General features: G+C 59.3%; 16 protein-coding genes and 1 pseudogene. 4 read left to right on the forward strand and 13 right to left on the reverse strand.

Features of this window, described 5'->3' with window-relative positions:
• Window positions 1–4: 4 nt before the first annotated feature.
• Window positions 5–919, forward strand: coding sequence for an SMP-30/gluconolactonase/LRE family protein (locus HJB91_RS26745; protein WP_210632109.1), 915 nt, complete (start codon window positions 5–7; stop codon window positions 917–919).
• On the opposite strand, the gene HJB91_RS26750 is transcribed toward HJB91_RS26745, so the two are convergent.
• The 9 genes from HJB91_RS26750 to HJB91_RS26795 form a co-directional block, all read right to left on the reverse strand.
• The gene (locus HJB91_RS26750; protein WP_210632108.1) at window positions 872–1,090 is read right to left on the reverse strand and encodes a HAMP domain-containing protein; all 219 of its coding nucleotides are present in this window, start codon (window positions 1,088–1,090) and stop codon (window positions 872–874) included. The two genes, HJB91_RS26745 and HJB91_RS26750, sit on opposite strands and share 48 nt — an antisense overlap.
• Before the next feature lie 327 nt (window positions 1,091–1,417).
• Window positions 1,418–4,444 carry a glycoside hydrolase family 38 C-terminal domain-containing protein gene (locus HJB91_RS26755; protein WP_221156353.1) on the reverse strand — a complete coding sequence of 1,009 codons (3,027 nt, stop codon included), beginning with the start codon at window positions 4,442–4,444 and terminating at the stop codon, window positions 1,418–1,420.
• 479 nt (window positions 4,445–4,923) lie between these two features.
• Complete coding sequence (locus tag HJB91_RS26765; RefSeq protein WP_221128093.1) at window positions 4,924–5,793, reverse strand: sugar phosphate isomerase/epimerase family protein; 870 nt, start codon at window positions 5,791–5,793, stop codon at window positions 4,924–4,926.
• Window positions 5,794–5,876: 83 nt separating this feature from the next.
• Window positions 5,877–6,524 (reverse strand): nucleoside triphosphate hydrolase, encoded by a 648-nt coding sequence (locus tag HJB91_RS26770; protein WP_221114806.1) that lies wholly within the window; start codon window positions 6,522–6,524, stop codon window positions 5,877–5,879.
• Window positions 6,525–6,594: 70 nt separating this feature from the next.
• A complete protein-coding gene (locus HJB91_RS26775) occupies window positions 6,595–7,443 on the reverse strand; it encodes a sugar phosphate isomerase/epimerase (protein WP_221156355.1) in 849 nt (282 codons plus the stop codon).
• A 2-nt stretch (window positions 7,444–7,445) separates the two neighbouring features.
• Window positions 7,446–8,441: an ABC transporter permease gene (locus HJB91_RS26780; RefSeq protein WP_221156357.1), complete on the reverse strand. Its 996-nt coding sequence runs from the start codon at window positions 8,439–8,441 to the stop codon at window positions 7,446–7,448.
• A complete protein-coding gene (locus HJB91_RS26785; RefSeq protein WP_221114809.1) occupies window positions 8,438–9,454 on the reverse strand; it encodes an ABC transporter permease in 1,017 nt (338 codons plus the stop codon). The genes HJB91_RS26780 and HJB91_RS26785 overlap by 4 nt, the downstream gene beginning before the upstream one ends.
• Window positions 9,447–10,937: a sugar ABC transporter ATP-binding protein gene (locus tag HJB91_RS26790; RefSeq protein ID WP_221156359.1), complete on the reverse strand. Its 1,491-nt coding sequence runs from the start codon at window positions 10,935–10,937 to the stop codon at window positions 9,447–9,449. The genes HJB91_RS26785 and HJB91_RS26790 overlap by 8 nt, the downstream gene beginning before the upstream one ends.
• A gap of 110 nt (window positions 10,938–11,047) precedes the next feature.
• Complete coding sequence (locus HJB91_RS26795; RefSeq protein WP_221156361.1) at window positions 11,048–12,016, reverse strand: substrate-binding domain-containing protein; 969 nt, start codon at window positions 12,014–12,016, stop codon at window positions 11,048–11,050.
• A gap of 243 nt (window positions 12,017–12,259) precedes the next feature.
• Between HJB91_RS26795 and HJB91_RS26800 the strand changes: the two genes are divergently transcribed.
• Window positions 12,260–13,333, forward strand: coding sequence for a LacI family DNA-binding transcriptional regulator (locus HJB91_RS26800; protein ID WP_221156363.1), 1,074 nt, complete (start codon window positions 12,260–12,262; stop codon window positions 13,331–13,333).
• Between the two features lie 148 nt (window positions 13,334–13,481).
• On the opposite strand, the pseudogene HJB91_RS26805 reads toward HJB91_RS26800, so the two are convergent.
• A pseudogene (locus HJB91_RS26805) lies at window positions 13,482–13,688 on the reverse strand (transposase); the annotation flags it as partial.
• Between the two features lie 430 nt (window positions 13,689–14,118).
• Here HJB91_RS26805 and HJB91_RS26810 point away from each other — a divergent pair.
• On the forward strand, window positions 14,119–15,213 hold the full coding sequence (locus HJB91_RS26810; RefSeq protein ID WP_221156365.1) for a glycosyltransferase family 4 protein: 1,095 nt from the start codon (window positions 14,119–14,121) through the stop codon (window positions 15,211–15,213).
• A gap of 56 nt (window positions 15,214–15,269) precedes the next feature.
• On the opposite strand, the gene HJB91_RS31300 is transcribed toward HJB91_RS26810, so the two are convergent.
• On the reverse strand, window positions 15,270–15,515 hold the full coding sequence (locus tag HJB91_RS31300; RefSeq protein ID WP_409079595.1) for a DUF6894 family protein: 246 nt from the start codon (window positions 15,513–15,515) through the stop codon (window positions 15,270–15,272).
• 242 nt (window positions 15,516–15,757) lie between these two features.
• On the opposite strand from HJB91_RS31300, the gene HJB91_RS26815 reads away from it, so the two are divergent.
• Window positions 15,758–16,543 carry a Crp/Fnr family transcriptional regulator gene (locus HJB91_RS26815; protein WP_311044447.1) on the forward strand — a complete coding sequence of 262 codons (786 nt, stop codon included), beginning with the start codon at window positions 15,758–15,760 and terminating at the stop codon, window positions 16,541–16,543.
• On the opposite strand, the gene HJB91_RS26820 is transcribed toward HJB91_RS26815, so the two are convergent.
• Together HJB91_RS26820 and HJB91_RS26825 are read right to left on the reverse strand one after the other, a co-directional pair.
• Window positions 16,524–16,736, reverse strand: a complete 213-nt coding sequence (locus tag HJB91_RS26820) for a hypothetical protein (RefSeq protein ID WP_221156368.1) — start codon at window positions 16,734–16,736, stop codon at window positions 16,524–16,526. The two genes, HJB91_RS26815 and HJB91_RS26820, sit on opposite strands and share 20 nt — an antisense overlap.
• Window positions 16,737–17,467: 731 nt before the next feature.
• A complete protein-coding gene (locus tag HJB91_RS26825; RefSeq protein WP_221156370.1) occupies window positions 17,468–17,785 on the reverse strand; it encodes a succinoglycan biosynthesis protein exoi in 318 nt (105 codons plus the stop codon).
• Window positions 17,786–18,428 lie beyond the last annotated feature (643 nt).

Raw genomic sequence — 18,428 nt, forward strand, 5'->3', positions numbered from 1 at the left:
TGCCATGGCCGAGGCCAGCATCTACGAAATCCACGACCCGCGCTTCCGGCAGTTGATCGTCACCAGCGCCGGCCTCGACGAACTCTATTCCGGCTGCCGCTGGGCGGAGGGTCCTGTCTGGTTCAACGATGCGAACCAGCTTCTGTGGAGCGACATTCCCAACCAGCGTATGCTGCGATGGGCGCCCGAAGGCGGCGTCTCCATCTACCGGCAACCATCCAACTTCACCAACGGCAACACGCGCGACCGCCAGGGCCGACTCATCTCCTGCGAACATGGCGGGCGCCGCGTCACGCGCACCGAGATCGACGGTTCGATCACCGTGCTCGCCGACCATTTCGAAGGCGCGCGGCTCAATTCGCCGAACGACGTGGTGGTGAAATCGGACGGCACGATCTGGTTCACCGATCCAACCTACGGCATCATGTCGAATTATGAAGGCTATCAGGCCGAGCCCGAGCAGGCGACGCGCAACGTCTACCGGCTTGATCCGGCCACCGGCAAACTTGCGGCCGTCGTCACGGATTTCATCCAGCCGAACGGCCTGGCTTTCTCACCTGACGAGACGATCCTCTACGTCGCGGATTCGGCGGCAAGCCACGACGAAAGCCTGCCACGTCAGATCCGCGCCTTCGACGTAGTCGACGGCAGCAGGCTTGTGAACGGCCGCGTCTTCTGCCTCATCGACAACGGCATCCCGGACGGTATCCGCACTGACGTGAAGGGGAACCTTTGGTCCAGTGCCGGTGATGGCGTGCACTGCTTCGATCCGACAGGCAAGCTGATCGGCAAGATCCGTGTCCCTCAGACCGTCGCCAACCTCACCTTCGGCGGCCCCGGACGCAACCGTCTGTTCATCGCCGCAACACGTTCACTCTATTCCGTCTACGTTGCCGCGACGGGCGCCCAACGACCGTAAGCCGGTGAAAGCCACGCGGCCGATCTCGTCAGGCCGGTCGGTGAAGGGAATGTCGGCGTCGAGATTGCCCTCTGCCAGATCGCTCATGCTTGCAGCGATCCGGCCGATCAGCGTGATTATGGTCAGCCGGCCGATGTCGAGATTGAGGGAGAGAACGAGAGTTGGCAGCATTCGCCTCCTCCTGGGCCTTCGTCGCCATGGTCTTGGCCGAGTCCACCCCTTCCTCGAAGCAGCCTGGCTGGCCCCATCAGCAATCACCAGCAATTTCGACTATGTCTGGCGGTCGCACTCCCCCGTCTTGTCAATCAGGCTAGCTGGCTCTTGGGGCCGATAGCCCGCTTCGAAGCAAGACGCCTCTCTTCACCGGTTGGACATCGCTCCCCTTTATGACTGTGACCTGCATGGCAATGGCCAAATTGTCCAGTATTGCCCCTCGGGCGAGTAGATGGGTCGCCCCGCCTAATGGAAGCGGCGGAGCGTTATTTGCAGCAGGCGGCGTCAGGCCTTCTGCAGCCTCCAGGTCCTGATTTCGAAGGGCATGATTTCGGCGGGGCCTTTGCGCTCCATCGGCTCTTCGAGGATGTTGAGCGGCTGCGACGCCCGCCATCCGGAAGGCAGGCCGAGGGAGAGGCGGCCGCGCCGGCCGGCCGGTTCGTAGAGGCGCAGGATGAGACCTTCGCCCTCCTCCGCAGGCTTCAGGCCCGAGAAGGCGACAGGCGTGCCCGCGACATCAATCGGCGCGAAACGGCCGGCGGAGAGGCCTTTGGCCTCGGCCGTCACCAGCGGCTGGTTGAGGTCGAGTGCTTCGTCAAGCACACCGCCTTCATGCCAGGCGCCCTCATGCGGCATCAGTGCATAGGTGAAGCTCTGCTCGCCTTCATCGGCCAGCGGATCCGGATAGATCGGACCGCGCACCAGGCTCATGCCGATCACATTGCCGCGGGCGCTGTGGCCGTATTTGGCATTATTGAGAAGCGCCACGCCGAAGCCCGGCTCACTGACATCGACAAAGCGATGGGCGGCGGCCTCGAACATCGCCTGCTCCCAGGAGGTATTCGTATGCGTCGCCCGCTCAACCACGCCGAAGGCGCATTCGAAGGTCGCCTTACGGGCCTTGACGTCGACCGGGTTCAGGGTACGCAGCAGGGTGCGGCGGTCGTGCCAGTCGATGGTCGTTTCGATATCGAGCCGCTTCGAATTGGCCGTCAAAACATAGGTCTGCATGACACTCGAATGCCGATAGCGGTGAACGACGCGGATTGCCGCACGGTGCGGACCGCTTTCGACGAGGCTGATGCTTTCGGGCGCATCGAGCCGGACGGATTTATCGGCATAGTCGGCATCGACGTCCCAGGCGTCCCAGTTGCGCGGCTTGTCGGCCGGATAGACCCAGAGCTGGTTGGCGGAGCCATCGACCGCTTCGCGGCCGCTCGCCTTGTGGATTAGGCTGGTAACGGCTCCATCCTTGCCGATGACGATCGAGAGATGATCGTTTTCCAGCCGGTCGACGCCGGCCTTCAGCCCGCCCGCCGGCTTCAGCGTCTGCCTGTCAAAGACGGCGACCGACAAGGGAGCGACGATCTCAGCGGCCGAAAGCGTCGTGCCGTCGGCAAGTGTCGCGCTCACCGGTCGTGGCGCAAGCGAGGGATTGACGACGATGAGCGCGTCAGTGACCCCGCCCTTCGGCAGATTGACTGACAGCGCCTGCAAGGCCTTGGCCTGCTCGGCCTTGGCATGGTCGATGACGCCGCCGAGCTCCTGCTCCGCATCCTGATAGACTTCGCGGATGCTCGAACCCGGCAGGATGTCGTGGAACTCGTTCTTCAGCACCACGCGCCAATCCGCCTCCAGGCTTTTCGGCTTTTCGGCGCCGAGCATATGGGCGAGAGAAGCGAGGGTCTCGGCGGTGATCAGCGCCCGCTCGGCCTGGCGATGCTTGCGCTTGACGCCGCTTTGGGTCGTCAGCGTCGCGCGGTGCAGTTCGAGATAGATTTCGCCGTCCCAGACGGGAAGCTTCTTCTCCGAAGCGGTTTTGTGCGCCCGCTCGTAGAAGCTTTTCACGGTGCCCCAGCGGGCCTGCGGAATGGCGGGAAAATCGCGCAGCTGCACTTCGCGCTCCACCATCTCGGGCGTCACGCCGCCGCCGCCGTCGCCGTAACCGACGGCAAGAAGCGAGGCGTGATGCTGCGTCTTGCCCCGGAAATTCTTCCAGGTCGGCAGGTAGCAATCGGGCTGCACGAAGCCGTTATAACCCTGCATCGGATTGTCGAAGGTGTGGGTCAGCACCTGGCTGCCGTCGAGGCCCTTCCACCAGAAGAGATCGGAGGGGATGTGGTTGGTCTCGCTCCAATTGACCTTGATGGTGAAGAAACTGTCGATGCCGCCCTGTCTCAGGATCTGCGGCAGCGCGCCGGAAAAGCCGAAGCAATCCGGCAGCCAGCAGACCGTGTGGCGCGCGCCAAAGGTCTTTTCGAAATAACGCTGGCCGTAGAGCACCTGGCGGGCGAGGCTTTCGCCGGTCGGCATATTGGTATCAGGCTCCACCCACATGCCGCCGACGGTTTCCCACTTTCCTTCCGCGACCTTCTCCTTGATGCGTTCGAGAAGCTCCGGATCTTCCTCCTCCATCTGCGCGTAATAATGGGCGGTCGACTGGTTGAAGCGGAAATCGGCGGAGCGCTCCATCAGCGACAGCGCCGTGTTGAAGGTGCGCCGCATCTTCCGCCGCGTCTCGCGATAGGGCCAGAGCCAGGCGAGATCGATATGAGCATGGCCGGTCAGCACCAGCTCGCCGTTTGGGGGAAAGCGCTTCTGCAGTTCCTTCAGCCGCGCCGTGAGGACCTCGAAGGCGGAGGCCGCCGAAGCGCTCTGCTCGTCGGAGAGACCTGCCGGATCGGATACAAGCTCCGGCAGCTCCCAGATCTTCTGCTGCATGACGGCGCCCGACGTGCGGGAGATGTAGGCCGCCGTATCCGATGGCCAGTCGAGGCTGCGCAAGGCCTGCTCCGCGGCATCGACCAGATGCGGCACGACCTCATGCTCGCCGAGCGCGCCAATCGCCTCGGCGATCTGCTTCAGGAGAAGATGCAGGCTGTGAACGGGACCGTCGAGCCAGATCAGCCGGGCCTTGTTGAGCCTCGGCGCGCGGTTGGGCTCGCCGAAAGGAAAGCGGGCAACACTTTCCGTCGCAATCGAGAAGCGGCGGCCCTTCAGCGGGAATTCCTGGTGATAGGGATCGAGGCCGAATGTTTCGCTCTGGCCATCGGGATAGCTGAGCGTGATCAGGCTCTCGCCGCCGAGATCGAGCTGCAGGCGAATATCTTCGAGCGGCCAGTTCGCCGGCGCTTCGGCGCTCGCGGCAAAATGCACCACGCCCTCACGATGCGGCCAGTCCTGCTGATGGGCGATCGGCTCGCCCTCGAAGGTCCAGCCATCGATCGGGCTGCTATATCGGTCCCGCCAATGCGCGAGCTCGGCGATACGGACCTTCAGACTGTCGAGGCGTTGGGCAATGGTGAGCGGCATGGCTTATCCTGTTGAAAAATCGGCGGCGCGCGATCGGGAATCATGGCTTTGGGAGATGAAATGATGCGATAGGGATCGCGAATGCAGGCCCCTCCTCCCAGCGGGGCCCTGCAGATGCTTAGATTAAGTAACTTTGATTTGCCGTCAAGCCGCAAAAGATCTTCTGTCCGTGATCGTGCTTGTCCTGATTCAGTTTACCGCGACCCGTGGAGCGGCGGCGGTCGGCGGTATCTGGTTGTTTGCCCACGCCTCGCCCTGCAGGATCGCAATTACCTCGTCGGGGGATCGCGCCAGCCGAAGTTCCTCTCGGAAGAGAGGCACCCGCACGAGACGAAACAGTTGCGACAGCGCCGGCAGAAACGTGTGGACCTCCGAGCGCGGCCAAAGGATTGTGAAGACAAGATCGACGCGGCCCGGCTCTTTGCATCTCGTTGAAGTCTAGAGATCGTGATGCACGTGGGTTGAGAGCTTCGGCAGGGTCAACCGCCGAGCACAAATCGAGAAAATGCAAGGGCGTTCCGTGCATCCTCGTCCATTTTTGCTTCGTCCGCGCCATCACTCAGATCGCGCCACACCCTGATATCTGACCCGATCGTTCCGCCGGTCTTTACGAACGGCTCCATGACAACGACGCCCGCGTAATTAATATCGCGAAGCGCAAGACCGATCTCGTGCCAAGGCATTCTGCCTTTACCGGGGACGCGGCGATTGCTTTCGCCCGTGTGGAAATGTCCGAGCAGCGGGCCGGCGGTACGGATCGCTTCTCCGAAGCTGTCCTCTTCGATGTTCATATGGAAAGTATCGAGCATCACTTTGACATTCGGCTTCCCGACATCCTTGACGAAGGCCACACCCTCGGCGGCAGTGTTGAGAACGTGGTTCTCAAAGCGGTTGAGCACTTCGATGCAGAGATTGATACCGAGGTTCCCGGCGAAGTCTGCAATGTCATGAATGCCTTCGACACCGCGCGCCCGATCGCCCTCCTTGTCGACTGGCTTGGAATAGTCTACCGGCCAATAGGAATGGAGCGCACCGCCAATTGTCTTGATATCGAGCTTTGCGACATTTGTGAGTGTCTGCTCAAAGAATGCCTTTCCCGCCTGGCGCACCGCGATGTCCGGTGACGACAGGTTCTTGGTCTTCGAAGGGCCAATTCCGGCCGTCAGGATGATGTTGTTATCCTTGGCAGTCCGTCTGATTTCCGCGAGTTCGGTATCGCTATATTCATTGATGTGATGCGCAGCGACCTCGATGACGTCGAAGCCGAGTTTCGCGACCTTTTCGACATAGGGGCCAAACTTGGCGCTCCACTCATGTTCCCAGTAAGAATAGTAAATCCCGTGTTTCATAGGAGCCTCCAAATTTCAATTATAGGTCCCGCTGATCTTCCTTGGCGGGGTTGACGGTGGACCACCGCGGCGGCCTGGACGGATCAGTTGTTCTCGATGTGGAGATCGGGCTCGGCGCTTCCGGCCACGATCGCAAGGCCGTTCGGCAGATCGTTTTCTTCGACCTTGCGCCGAATTTCGGCGGGGTCCAGGCCGTAGCTCCGCCAACGGTTTTGAAGTCTCTGCCGCAGGTGATCCTCGTCCACGTCAACGAACGCCGTGAAGTCGAAAATCTCCTTCAGCTTGTCCCAGGGAGCCTGTCGCGCAAGCAGGTAATTGCCCTCGCAGACTATGATCTTTGTAGACCGAGGAATGAGATTGCCGCCGGCGCGAGCAATCTCGATCGAGCGGTCGAATACCGGAACGGCGACAACGTCGTCCTCATTGGCCTTCAGGCGCTTGAGCATGTGGCGCAAACCATGCACATCGAATGTGTCGATTGCTCCCTTGTAGGGACGGCGTCCCATCTGCTCCAAGACGGCATCGTCGTAATGAAATCCGTCCAACGGGAACAGAGCCGCTTCCAGATGATGGTCGCTGTTGATTGCTTCGACGGAGCGCTCTGCCAGCGTCGACTTGCCTGAACCCGGTGCACCGGCAATTGCAATCAGAACTCTCCGGCCGCCGTTTTCCGCAAAGCGTTGAACCGCGATCTCTGCGATCTTCTGTGCGTTTTCATCAATTTTGCTCAACGAGTTCCTCCCATTGCCTCTTTGCATGTGCGGCGCCTAACGCCATGTGGGAACGCCCACCATCTCGAAGTCATGCCAGTTGATATTGTGCGGCTTTGTTGCGCAGGAACGAGAGGCCGTTGCCCATGACTTCGTCCTCGTCACGCGCGACTGGGCGCCACGTCGATATGTCGCCGGCCATCTCCGGCGGCATGCTGACGAAGCTCTCCAATGTCAGCGCCCCCTTGAAGCCGATCGCAGACAGGGCAGCGAAAATCGAATCCCAAGGGACGTTTCCTGCTCCGGGGGTTCCCCGGTCGCTCTCAGACAAGTGCATGTACCTGAGATGATCACGCGCGGCGAGAATGCCGTTGGCAGCCCCCTTCTCCTCGATGTTCATGTGGAAGGTGTCGAGATGGACAAAGACGTTGTCCATGCCAATGCGTTCGACCAGCGCCACGGCCTGTTCGGCCGAGTTGATCAGATGGCTCTCGTATCGGTTCACCGCTTCCACACCGAACTGGATACCTTGCGCCTTGGCCTGCTTGGCTGCAGCTCCGAGCGCATGAGCAACATTGTCGTATTCTTGCTGGGTCGGCGGAACGCCAGTGCGTTCGTTGGTGCCGCCGTAGGTGACGCCCGTAAGCGCCTCGGCTCCAATCAGGGCCGCTTTGTCGATCGCAACCTTCAGGTGCTCGATAGCGGCCTCGGGCCGGACGGATGCCCAGGCGGCCTCCGGCAATACGAGCGAGCATGCCGCACGCAGGCCATGCTTTTCCAGGAGGTCACGCGTATGCCCGGCATCTACCGAGGCGGCGTCTGCGAGCGGAATTTCAATGAATTCCATGTTGTACCTGGCAGCACCGGCAATGGCGCGCTCTGCGCCTGCGCGGTCCCAGTTCATTGTCCACATGCTTGCGTGAATACCGAAACCTTGCACGGTCAACCCTTCTTATTGCGCGATGCGATGTAAGTTGAGACGATGGTTCTTGCCGCCATAACGACGATCATCAGCACGCCCCACAGCGCTGTCGCGAGATGCTGGTTTGCGCCCATGAGATTGAGACCGGAAGACAGAAGCTGGAGCACGATGAGGGCGACGAACACCGGCAACACGCGGCCGAAGCCGCCGAATGGATCGATGCCGCCGAGAAACGCGGCAAGCACCGTGATCAGCAGATAGGACTCACCGTGACCGACGCGGACCGAGTTGAAACGGGCAAGCATGATAACGCCCGCCACCGCGCACATGAGCCCTGAAAGCGTGTAAACCAGAACCAGGATGCGGCGCGTGTTCAGGCCGGAGTAGCGGGCCGCCTCGATATTTGAGCCGACCATCAGCAGTCCGTAGCCGAGCTTAAAGCGCGTCAGCAGAAGCTGCCACAAGCCAACGCAGGCGATGAAGATCAAAAGTGGGATCGGCAATCCCAGGATCGAACCATGCCCGATCGGAGCGATGAAAGAAGGGAATCCGGACACATCGCCGCCGCGGGTCAGAAACTCGCCGAGGCCACGCAGGAAGATCATCATGGATAGTGTGACGAGAATTGGATGAGCCCGTGTGTAGGCGATCGCAGCACCCGTCATCAGGCCGGCGGCGCCACCGGTGGCGAGTGCAGCAAGGACACCGAGCAGGAACGCGCCTGGAGACGCATCGGCCCCGCCGTACATTTGCATCACCGAGGCTGCTGCCAATCCGGAAAGATTTGCCGTGAAGGTGATGGAGAGGTTGATCCCGCCGGTCAGGAGCGGAAGCAGCATGGCGAGCGTGAGAAGCCCGAGTTCGGGAAGCTGGAAGGCAACCGAACCGAATGTTGCGGCAGATATGAAATTGTTTGCGGCCAGACCGAAGATGACGATCACCGCCACGAATGCGATGGCTGGGCCGGTCATATCGGCGCCGAAGGTGGCGTTGAACTTTTGAGCCATGGCCTTCATTGGTGCGTGCCCTTCCTCTTGGTGCTGCCCGTGGCGAGAAACGGCAAAAGCTTGTCGATCCGTGCGGACGAGAGCGTGATGGCGATGAGGATGATTGCGCCGACGATCATCTTGAATGCAAAGGGCGACACACCCATGAGATTAAGGCCGTTTTGGGTGATCGAGACCATCAAGACACCGAGGACGCAGCCTATCACCGAGCCCTTGCCGCCACCGAGCCTCGCGCCGCCGAGAACCGTGGCTGCCAGGACGTCCAGTTCCCGGCCATAGAGCGCATTCGGCACGACTTCCTCGGCATAGTGGGCCTGCATCAGTCCGGCGATGCCGGCCATCAGCCCCATCCAGCCGAAGGAAATGTAGTGCATCGCTGCGATGTTGATCCCGAAGCGGCGTGCACCATCCGGGTTGTCGCCGAATGCGTAGAGCTGCCGGCCGATGGTGGTGCGGGAAATCATGAACCAGGTCGCGAGGCAGCAGAAGATCATGACGACGACAGGCAGTGTAAGTTCGATCCAGGAGCCGTCAGTCATCTCGCGTTCGAAAAATACCACGCGCGTCGTCAGCCATTCTGGCAGGTCGTAGATCGACACCCCCTTGGTGAAGAACATCAGCAGCCCGAAGAAGATGTTGAAGGTCGAGATGGTTGCAACGATCGAGATAATATGCAGCCGGTAAACCAGGGCCGCGTTGATCAGACCAAGGCCAATGCCGATGGCGCCGGCGATAACGAAGCCCTCCGCCCAGTTGCCGCCGCCCAATGCGCCAAGGGCCAGCGCAGTGACGTATTGGACCACCGAAGCGGCGACAGCAAAGGAAATATCGATCCCGCCGGAGATCAGGACGACGAGAAGGCCAACGGCAAAGATGATGTTGACGGCCGAGACGTTCAGCACATCGAACGCGTTCGAGATCGTAAAAAACCGATCGGTGGCAAGAGACAGCCCGACACAAAGCACCACCATGACCGCCAGAAGCGTGAATTCGGTTGTGTGTCCAAGGATCAGCCTACGCATAGACGGCAGACTCCAGTTCGGTGAGCGATAAATGTCGCGGGTCGTATGTTGCGCGGATCCTGCCCTCGATCATGTGAAGGATGCGGTCCGCATTGAAGTAGACTTCCGGTGGCTCGTCGGAGATCAGGATGATCGCGAGGCCCTGAGCAGCAAGCTTGCGCACGATCTCGAAGATGCCTGCGCGCGCACCGACGTCTACGCCCACGGTCGGGGCATCGAGAATGAGGATCTTCGGACCGATCGCGAGCCATTTGGCAATTGCGACACGTTGCTGGTTGCCGCCTGACAACGTCCGGATGGGGTCCTCGGGCGTACCGATCTTGACACCGAGCGCCGAAATCCAGTGGCTGACCACACTCGCCTTCCTCGCGGGCGAGATCATTCCCCCGGACAGGAGCTTATCGAGCGACGCCATGACCAGGTTGTCGGCTATCGACTGCGGCTGGTTGAGGCCGAGAGACAAACGATCTTCCGAGAGGTAGCCGACGCCGGCGCGAATTGCGTCGCGATTGGAGCCGAACTTGACGGTCTTGCCCTCGATGGCGATTTCCCCTGCCTGCGGACGGTGCATCCCGAAGAGCGTAAGCGCCAGTTCGGTCCGGCCAGCGCCGAGGAGGCCGGTAATACCGAGCGTCTCGCCTCGGCGAAGGTCGAATGATATATCTTCGAACTCCGTTGCGCGCGTCAGCCCGCGGACGGAAAGCACGACCTGCGCGTCGTCGTGATCGGCGGCGACGACCGAACTGTCGAAGTTTCTGCCGGTCATCAGCTCGGTCACCCGTGATTGAGTCATGCCCTCGACAGGGAAGACACCAACGAGCGCTCCGTCGCGAAGCACGGTCATGCGGTCCGAGATTTCGAGCACCTCCGCGAGACGGTGCGAGACGAAGACCACGGCCACTCCGGACGCCGACAGGTTGCGCACGACATCGATCAGATAATCGGTCTCGGATTGCGTCAGCGAAGCGGTCGGCTCGTCCATGAAGACAAGACGCGCCTCGCCGACAAGAGCGCGTGCGATCGCAACGATCTGGCGTTGGGCGATCGGCAGTTCCTTCAATGGAAGATGGATATCGATGCTGACGCCGAGACGGCTGAGTGCCTTCTCGGCTGCTTCCTCGATGGCGCGTTTGTCGACGAGACCATATTTGCCGTTGACGGCATACTGAAACCCGATGTTCTCGGCGACGGTCATTTCCCCGAACAGCGCCAGGTCCTGCCAGATCACCTGGATGCCGAGCGATTGCGCCAAAGTGGGTGTCATGGCCGAGATCGCCTTGCCGTCGAAGAAGAACTCGGCGCCTTCCTGTGGCTTGTAAACCCCCGTAATGACCTTGATGAGCGTGCTCTTGCCGCAGCCGTTCTCCCCCGCCAGGCAATGCACCTCCCCCGGGTTGACTTCAAACGACACGCCCTTCAGCGCGCGCACGCCGCCGAAGGTCACCTTGATGTTCTTGAGTGAAAGCAGCGGTTCGTCGCTCATGGAGTATCCTCCTGTTCAGCCGTTGGATGGCGGCTGGTTCAGGTTTTCCGATATTCGTAAAGTGGGGGTCGCGGGAATTGTCCGCGACCCCGGCTTGCGTCCAGGGAGGATTAGAGACCCATGCCGACAAGCTTGTCGATGCTGTCCTTGTTGATCGCCAGCAACTGGTCGACGATGATGGTGTTGCCCTCGGGGTTGATCTTACCAAGGCCTTCGATATCGTCGCCGGCCTTCGGCACCTCACCCTTGGAGATGCGATCGGCAAGCATCACGAAGACTTCACCCGCTTGCTTGGGGTTCCACATGAAGCCACCGGTCAGCGCGCCGGACTTGATGAGCTTGGCGCCCTGCCCCGGAGAGAACGGACCGATCACGAACACCTTGCCGTCCTTGCGACGCTCTTCAACAGCGCGACCTGCACCGATTGGACCCTGCGAACCGAAGGCCAGGAAACCCGTCAAGTCGGCATTGGCCGCCATCAGGTCGAGCGCGGTCGAACGGCTCTTGTCCACGTCTTCGGCCACGCCATAGCGGTCACCGATGAGCTTCATGTCCGGGTAGTTCGCCTTGATATAGGCGATTGCTGCATCGGCCCATGCATTGTGCAGGGGAACGGTCAGCGAGCCGACAAAGACGGCGTATGCCCCCTTGCCGCCCATCTTCTCAGCGAGCAGCTTGCCATGCGCCTCACCAAAGCCCTTGGCGGAGGCCAGCTCGAAATCCCAATTGGCGCCGACCTGGTTGGGCGATTCATGGGTAATGACCTTGATGCCGGCCTCCTGGGCCTTCTTGAGAACAGGTTCGAGAACCTTAGCATCATTCGGGACGACGCCGATGTAGTCGACCTTCTGGGCAATCAGGTCTTCGATGGCGCGAACCTGCAGCGCCGGATCGGCGCTGGTCGGACCGACCATGAAGCCTTCCACCCCGAGCTTGGCGCTCTGTTCCTTGATTCCCGCCTCCATGGCATTGAACCACGGGATGCCGCCGATCTTCACCACGACACCAATCTTCGGGCCGGCGAATGCGGTTGACGCAAGCAAGGACAGGCCGAGCGTGACTGCCAATAGCTTTTTCATTGGGTATTCCCTCCTCCACTGAGCCGGCAAGGAAGCACCGTTCGCGAAAGCCCCATGCTCTCGCGCTCAACGTTAGCCCCGCATTGCGGAACTCCTCCCTGTCGCTTTCCTCAAAGCCCCATCTCCATGCACAATCGGTCTTGCATTTATGCACCATCGATGGTGCAATTACCCTATCACGGAAAAGACTTTCGTCAAGAGGACTGCTGATCTAGAGAGAAAGAGCCACTGGAAGGTTTGCGGATGTCTGAAAAAGAACGAAAAAAAGCAACCATTTATGATTTGTCCGTCGTGTCAGGAGCATCCCCGTCGACAGTGGCCTCGGTGCTAAACGGCACATGGCGCAAGCGGCGCATCTCTGAGGAGACTGCGGCAAAGATACTGTCACTGGCCAGAGAGCATGACTACAAGGCAAACCTGCAGGCTCGCGCCCTGCGCAGCTCCCGTTCGGGCCTGGTAGGGTTGCTTTTGCCCGTCTACGACAACAGGTTTTTCTCGTCCATGGCGCAGACCTTCGAGAGCGAAGCGCGAAAGCGGGGTCTGGTGCCAATGGTTGTGTCAGGCCGCCGCGACCCAGAGGAAGAGCGCCGCACAGTGGAGTCTCTCATCGCCTATGCGATCGACTCGCTGTTCATCGCCGGAGCTACAGATCCGGATGGAGTCCACGAGATCTGCATGCGGGCGGGCCTGCCTCACGTCAACATCGATCTGCCAGGCAAGTTTGCATCATCCGTGATCGCGGATAACCGTCAGGGCGCTGAGGCGTTGACGTCCGCCATCATTCGTCATGCCGAAACATTGGGACCACTTCATGCCGGCGATGTCTACTTATTCGGCGGCCGCAACGACCACGCTAGCCGTGAACGTATCGCCGGTTTCCATGCCGTTAAGCAATCCGTATTTGGAGCGGCCACGAAAGGAGACATCGAGATCACAGGCTACTCGCCGGGCGCGACGGCGCTCGCGTTCGACCGTTTTTTCGACAAGCACGGGAGGCTGCCCAAGTGCTTCTTCATCAATTCATCCATCAACTTCGAGGGGCTATTGCGGTTCATGGGCCGCCACGACGGAGAAGCGTTCGGAGATATCGTCGTCGGATGCTTCGACTACGATCCGTTCGCTTCATTCCTGCCCTTTCCTGTTTACATGATCAGGCCGAATATTTCGAAAATGCTGGAGCGGGGTTTTGACCTTCTAGACGAGCCCAAGCCTCTGACGATCATGATCGAGCCGGAGTTGGTTCCTCCGCGTACCGCGCTGGAGGGTCCGCTTGATGCATTAAATGATCCCTCACCGCCATTTGTGTTTGCCGACTGAGCTTTCCAAAGCGTCGACCAAAGACTATCGCGGGGCGTGACGTGCCCCCAATAAATTAGGCCATTCAGACTTGGAATTTTCTACTTATTGAAGTGCTACCCGATTTTGGGCCAGCGAGAGCTGGAATTTTCCGGAGTTAAGGCTCAGCTCAGCGGGGTGCCGATGAGCCGTTCATGAGCGAAATCGGCACCTTGTTGCCGATTTCGCTGCGCCAATCCTCCATCTTCGCTCGCGCGTCGTCAAGGCTCATGAACCAATGAGCGTTCAGGCACTCAGCCCGGAACTTGCCGTTGAAACTTTCGATGTAGCTGTTGTCGGTGGGTTTGCCTGGTCGCGAGAAGTCAAGCATGACACCCAATGTATTTCTTTGCCGTCGCAAGTGTCGTGAACATCGGCAATACTACTTTGAGGATTGGCGCCGGTGTAACACACCGCCTTAAAGGAACTCAAGGCGAACGCCTGATGGATGGACCTCGGACGCGCACTAGATCTGACTGTGCCCCACGCGTTCAATACTACACCGGCGGCCGTATCCGCCGCCGGAGGCAGCCAATGCCGCCGCCTCATGAAATTCGATGCTTCAAACCCATCTCGTTAATCCTCATCAGCCAAGGAACCGTCACGGCGCCCCGATTCAAGCTTTCAGGCCGATTCGGCTAATGGAAAAGGATTACGGAACGCGGCGCATCAGTTCAAGTTCTACATCTGATGATCGCGCGGCATCCCTCCGAGGATACGAGCTGGTACTAAACGTCAAATCTTTGCTCATTGGAGGAGGCTTTCCGATGAAGATCGCCCAGATCGCACCCCTTGCTGAAAGCGTCCCACCGAAGCTTTACGGCGGAACGGAGCGCATCGTCTCTTATCTGACAGACGAGCTGGTCCGTCAGGGCCACCAGGTCGCGCTTTTCGCCAGCGGCGACTCTGTTACTGACGCCAAACTGGTAGCGTGCTCGCGCATCGCCCTGCGTCTCAATCCTGCAGTCAGTGACCACGTGCCGCACCATATTGTCATGCTGGAGGAGGTTCGCCGCCGGGCACACGAATTCGATGTCCTACACTTCCACATTGATCTGCTGCATTTCCCATTGATTATGGACTTCGCAGACCGAACCGTGACGACGCTGCACGGACGGTTGGATCTACCGGACCTTCGAACATTCTACCAAGCCTTCCCGGACATACCGCTGGTGTCGATCTCAAACAATCAGCGACAGCCCATGCCGCCGGTCAACTGGGCCGGCACCGTTTACCATGGACTCTCGGACGAGATTCTACCCTTTACCGCAAAGCCGAAAGGAAACTATCTTGCTTTCCTCGGGCGCATCTCGCCGGAGAAGCGACCCGATCGAGCCATCCAGATCGCTGCTAAAGCAGGGATCCCCCTGAAGATCGCGGCGAAGATCGACAATGTCGACAAGCATTACTGGGAAACCGTGATCGAACCTATGGTGAAGAGCCATCAAAACGTGGAGTTCGTCGGAGAGATCAACGAACATCAAAAGGCGGAGTTTCTCGGCAATGCCGGTGCATTGCTGTTCCCGATCGACTGGCCAGAACCCTTCGGAGTGGTGATGATCGAGTCAATGGCATGCGGCACGCCAGTCATTGCCTTCGGCTGCGGTTCCGTCCCGGAAGTGATTGACGTCGGTATTTCCGGTTTAATCGTTGATACAGTCACCGAAGCCGTGGAAAACATCGACCGCGCGCTGCGCCTGGACCGCCGCAGAGTTCGCGCAACGTTCGAAAAGCGCTTTTCTGCAAAGCGCATGGCGCGCGATTATCTCGATATCTACCGTACTCTGCCAGGTGTACGTACCCATGGTGCACGCACGCGCCGTGCGACCAGGGCTGCTCTCGGGGTGCAGACCGCTGCATGATGGCGAAGAGAGGTAGGTGTCATTCGAATACGCGGGCAATGCCCCGGTCGTCTTCTTTAATCCGGAGGAGGTCGTTGCTGTGGGAGCTCGCCAGCTGGCTCGATTGCCTGCGGGATTTCCGCCTGATCGGTTAAGATGGCCCTGCCAACCAGTTCTCTCAGGGCTTCGCCGGCTTCTTCTCTTGCTGTGTTCAAGTCGGGGAATGTCTCACCTTCTGGATCTGGCACGACGTAATCAGCGTGTTTGATATAAAAATAGTACGTCGGCAACGGCCTGCACTCCCCATCTCCAGTCGCTCCCACGTCTGGCAATTACCTGCACGTTGGCGACTGAGAACGAGGCATTTTCCAGGTCAGGCTTACACAGGTGGCATTCCCTGCATTTTGTCGCCAAACCAAGTTTTCACATGCAGGTTCCGCTGGGTGGAGCATATTAGCAATTGGGATTAAGACGGCATCGATTGCCTCGCTGGTGCGTTTAAGAGGGCGAATGGGTCTGGATCGGCAAATGACGTATGCCAACGCAGTCACACGGAGGCGACGCTGTGACAAAAATTGCGCAAAAAGATACCCGGAACAAGTTGCTGCGAAGGCTTCCAGAGGAGGCTTTTGATCATATCGCATCGGACTTGAAGCGTGTTGATCTTCCAGTCCGCCGCTCGCTTGTTGAACCTAATCGACCAATTGAGCACCTTTATTTTATCGAGAGCGGTCTGGCTTCAATGGTGGCCGTGGCTTCGAACGAAATCGGCATCGAGGTGGGTCAGATTGGATACGAGGGGATGAGCGGATATCCGGTGGTGCTCGGCGTCGATCGGATGCCGAACCGCGCTTTCATGCAGATTTCAGGGGTCGGGCTAGAACTGCCCACCAGCCGCTTCCTGCCGCTCTTGCGCGACGAAGCAACTCGTCTAATGTTTCTCCGCTATGTCCACACGCGGGAGCTGCAACTGGCTTACTCGGCTTTGGCGGCGGGCCGATACAACATGCACCAGCGTCTCGCGAGATGGCTGCTTATGTGCCATGACCGTCTTCTCGTGGACGATATGCCTGTTACCCACGAGTTTTTGGCGTTGATGCTTGGCGTGAGGCGATCCGGGGTTACCGACCATCTGCATATCCTGGAGGGCATGCGCGCCATCAAGTCGACGCGAGGGAACGTCAAGATTTTGGACCGCCAGATTCTGCTCGATGTTGCCGATGGATGTTACGGCGCTCCGGAAGCCGAGTACGAACGGCTTCTTGGGTATCCGTCGTCAGACGATCAAAGACCGGCAAGATTGAAGGGTGGGTGGGGTCGGTGGTCCGGTTCTACGATCGAACATCGATAAGTAGGCTCAACAAACTGTCCTCATCCTTCACGCCGTGCTGATAGGACTGAATGATCTGAGAGGCTAGGTCCTGGCGCTGCGGGTCCGAGGTGATCTTCTTCACCGATACGACGTGATCGAAGACCCGCTGGCAGAGGGCCACTTCGGCATCATTCAATGCGCTCTGGGTTTGGAATACTTGGGACAGGATCATAACGCCTCACTCTCCTATGCTAAAGGCAGGGCGGGAGCGCGATGGTTCAATCTGGCAGGATGTCTTGGGGCGTCGGGCCGTGCGGAGCGTCGCTTGGGAGCTGACCGGTAAATTGACTCCGCACGACCCAACAGTGGACCGTAAGAGGAAGGCATTACGCGAACTGGAACTAACTGGCTTTCTCCCGCGATCCGGTGAGTCAACCTCATTGTCCCAATGTGGTTCCGGTACGATGCCGGACACAAAAAAGCCCCGCCGAAACAGGGCAAGTCTTGACAACACGCATCGCACAGGGGGAACAGCCGTGCTTTCCTGTTACTTCAACGAAGAGGGACTGGCTAGGCTCCCCTACGGCGTTGGAGATAGTTGACCTCAGCTTGGCAACGAAGGTGTTATTTGCTTCGCCAGGGAGGTTCTGACTGGATACACAGCAACATTGCTAAAACCTCCCTGGCGTCCTCTCGACAAGGATGAAGAAAATCTAGCTTGAATATTGCCGAGAAAAAGACGGACTAAAGTCGGGGCTGTCGGGCGCCATTGTTTGTAGTGCGGTTCGAGTAGATGCCAGGCAAAAAATCCCCGCATTCTCGCGGGGTGAGCACCATGGGGTTATTTTGTGGGCATTGCGCACTTAGGCGCTGCACAACAATGTTGCTCGAAATTCTCTTTAGGGACAATAAGTAGGACTTTATCATTTAGACTTACCGAGCAGCTGTAAGGCCATCTCCGACTTACGATTTCGATTTCCGCCAGCCGGCGGCCCAAGCTTCAAATTCGGAGCAGAACCAACGTTCTCCATACTTAGCGGTGATTTTCGTCTGCTCGTAGTATTTCTGCCCCGGCACGTGGAAGATGCGTTCGCCGGTGTCAATAGAGATGTTGCCCTTGATCCTGCAGGAAAGTCCGGAGCCGCCAGAAGCGCTCCATGAGGCCAGCATGTCGCTCGCGGTCCAGCCGCCGGCCGCACCAAACGCGACGGTGCCGATGACCAAACCCGGCGCCGTGAACAGCACCGATTTCTTCTGCGGATTGCGATAACCCGGATGCATGCCTATCTCCCCATGCGTGAAGACAGTACCCGCGTTGTCGCACGGCGAACATCTGTCCAAAAGGGGTATCTCGCCCATTGCCAAGCACGTCCATCGACGATGGGGCGGCGGGCCAGGAGGCCTCAGAGTGGCGCTGAAACATTGTCGAAATTTTGCATCAGCTCGTAATTGGAAACCCTGCCAACCGGCTCCTCCGTAAACGTAAGCACGTAACTGAAGGGCGTAAAAAGCCAACGATCTGATTGTGCGCTCGTGTACGCTGCCACGCCCCCAAAATTAACAGTGCCTTGACCTCCCGCAATGGGCATGCACCTCACTGCTCCCTGGCTCGGTATGAGCCTCGCCGGGGAAGATTCGCGTCGGTGGTCTCTTGTGTTATTCATGGTCTCGGTGTGTCTGTGGTTCCATGGATCGCATTGAGAGACGTCGCTGTTCCGCTCGTCTCAGCGCCGTTTGGCGAACCGCGATATTTCGGCCGATCGGGCTCGTGCAAAGGCGGGCCGGCACGCGCACTGCTGCGTAGCGGCAATCTCGATGAGATTCAGCGTCAATCAGGATGAGACTCGCGCCGGGGTGTGACGGAGGGAGGGCGTAGCCCGATCGTAGTCATACCCCGGCGTGGCGCAGATTTTCGGCGTCTCAC

Origin of the sequence: Rhizobium sp. NLR10b, assembly GCF_019685435.1 — a bacterium.
In the GTDB taxonomy this organism is placed as follows: domain Bacteria; phylum Pseudomonadota; class Alphaproteobacteria; order Rhizobiales; family Rhizobiaceae; genus Rhizobium.

Excerpts from the sequence above, each read along its gene's own strand:
- HJB91_RS26745 (WP_210632109.1), top strand. The coding sequence starts at position 5 with ATGGCCGAGGCCAGCATCTACGAAATCCACGACCCGCGCTTCCGGCAG.
- HJB91_RS26750 (WP_210632108.1), bottom strand. The coding sequence starts at position 1,090 with ATGCTGCCAACTCTCGTTCTCTCCCTCAATCTCGACATCGGCCGGCTG.
- HJB91_RS26755 (WP_221156353.1), bottom strand. The coding sequence starts at position 4,444 with ATGCCGCTCACCATTGCCCAACGCCTCGACAGTCTGAAGGTCCGTATC.
- HJB91_RS26765 (WP_221128093.1), bottom strand. The coding sequence starts at position 5,793 with ATGAAACACGGGATTTACTATTCTTACTGGGAACATGAGTGGAGCGCC.
- HJB91_RS26780 (WP_221156357.1), bottom strand. The coding sequence starts at position 8,441 with ATGAAGGCCATGGCTCAAAAGTTCAACGCCACCTTCGGCGCCGATATG.
- HJB91_RS26785 (WP_221114809.1), bottom strand. The coding sequence starts at position 9,454 with ATGCGTAGGCTGATCCTTGGACACACAACCGAATTCACGCTTCTGGCG.
- HJB91_RS26790 (WP_221156359.1), bottom strand. The coding sequence starts at position 10,937 with ATGAGCGACGAACCGCTGCTTTCACTCAAGAACATCAAGGTGACCTTC.
- HJB91_RS26795 (WP_221156361.1), bottom strand. The coding sequence starts at position 12,016 with ATGAAAAAGCTATTGGCAGTCACGCTCGGCCTGTCCTTGCTTGCGTCA.
- HJB91_RS26800 (WP_221156363.1), top strand. The coding sequence starts at position 12,260 with ATGTCTGAAAAAGAACGAAAAAAAGCAACCATTTATGATTTGTCCGTC.
- HJB91_RS26810 (WP_221156365.1), top strand. The coding sequence starts at position 14,119 with ATGAAGATCGCCCAGATCGCACCCCTTGCTGAAAGCGTCCCACCGAAG.
- HJB91_RS26820 (WP_221156368.1), bottom strand. The coding sequence starts at position 16,736 with ATGATCCTGTCCCAAGTATTCCAAACCCAGAGCGCATTGAATGATGCC.
- HJB91_RS26825 (WP_221156370.1), bottom strand. The coding sequence starts at position 17,785 with ATGCATCCGGGTTATCGCAATCCGCAGAAGAAATCGGTGCTGTTCACG.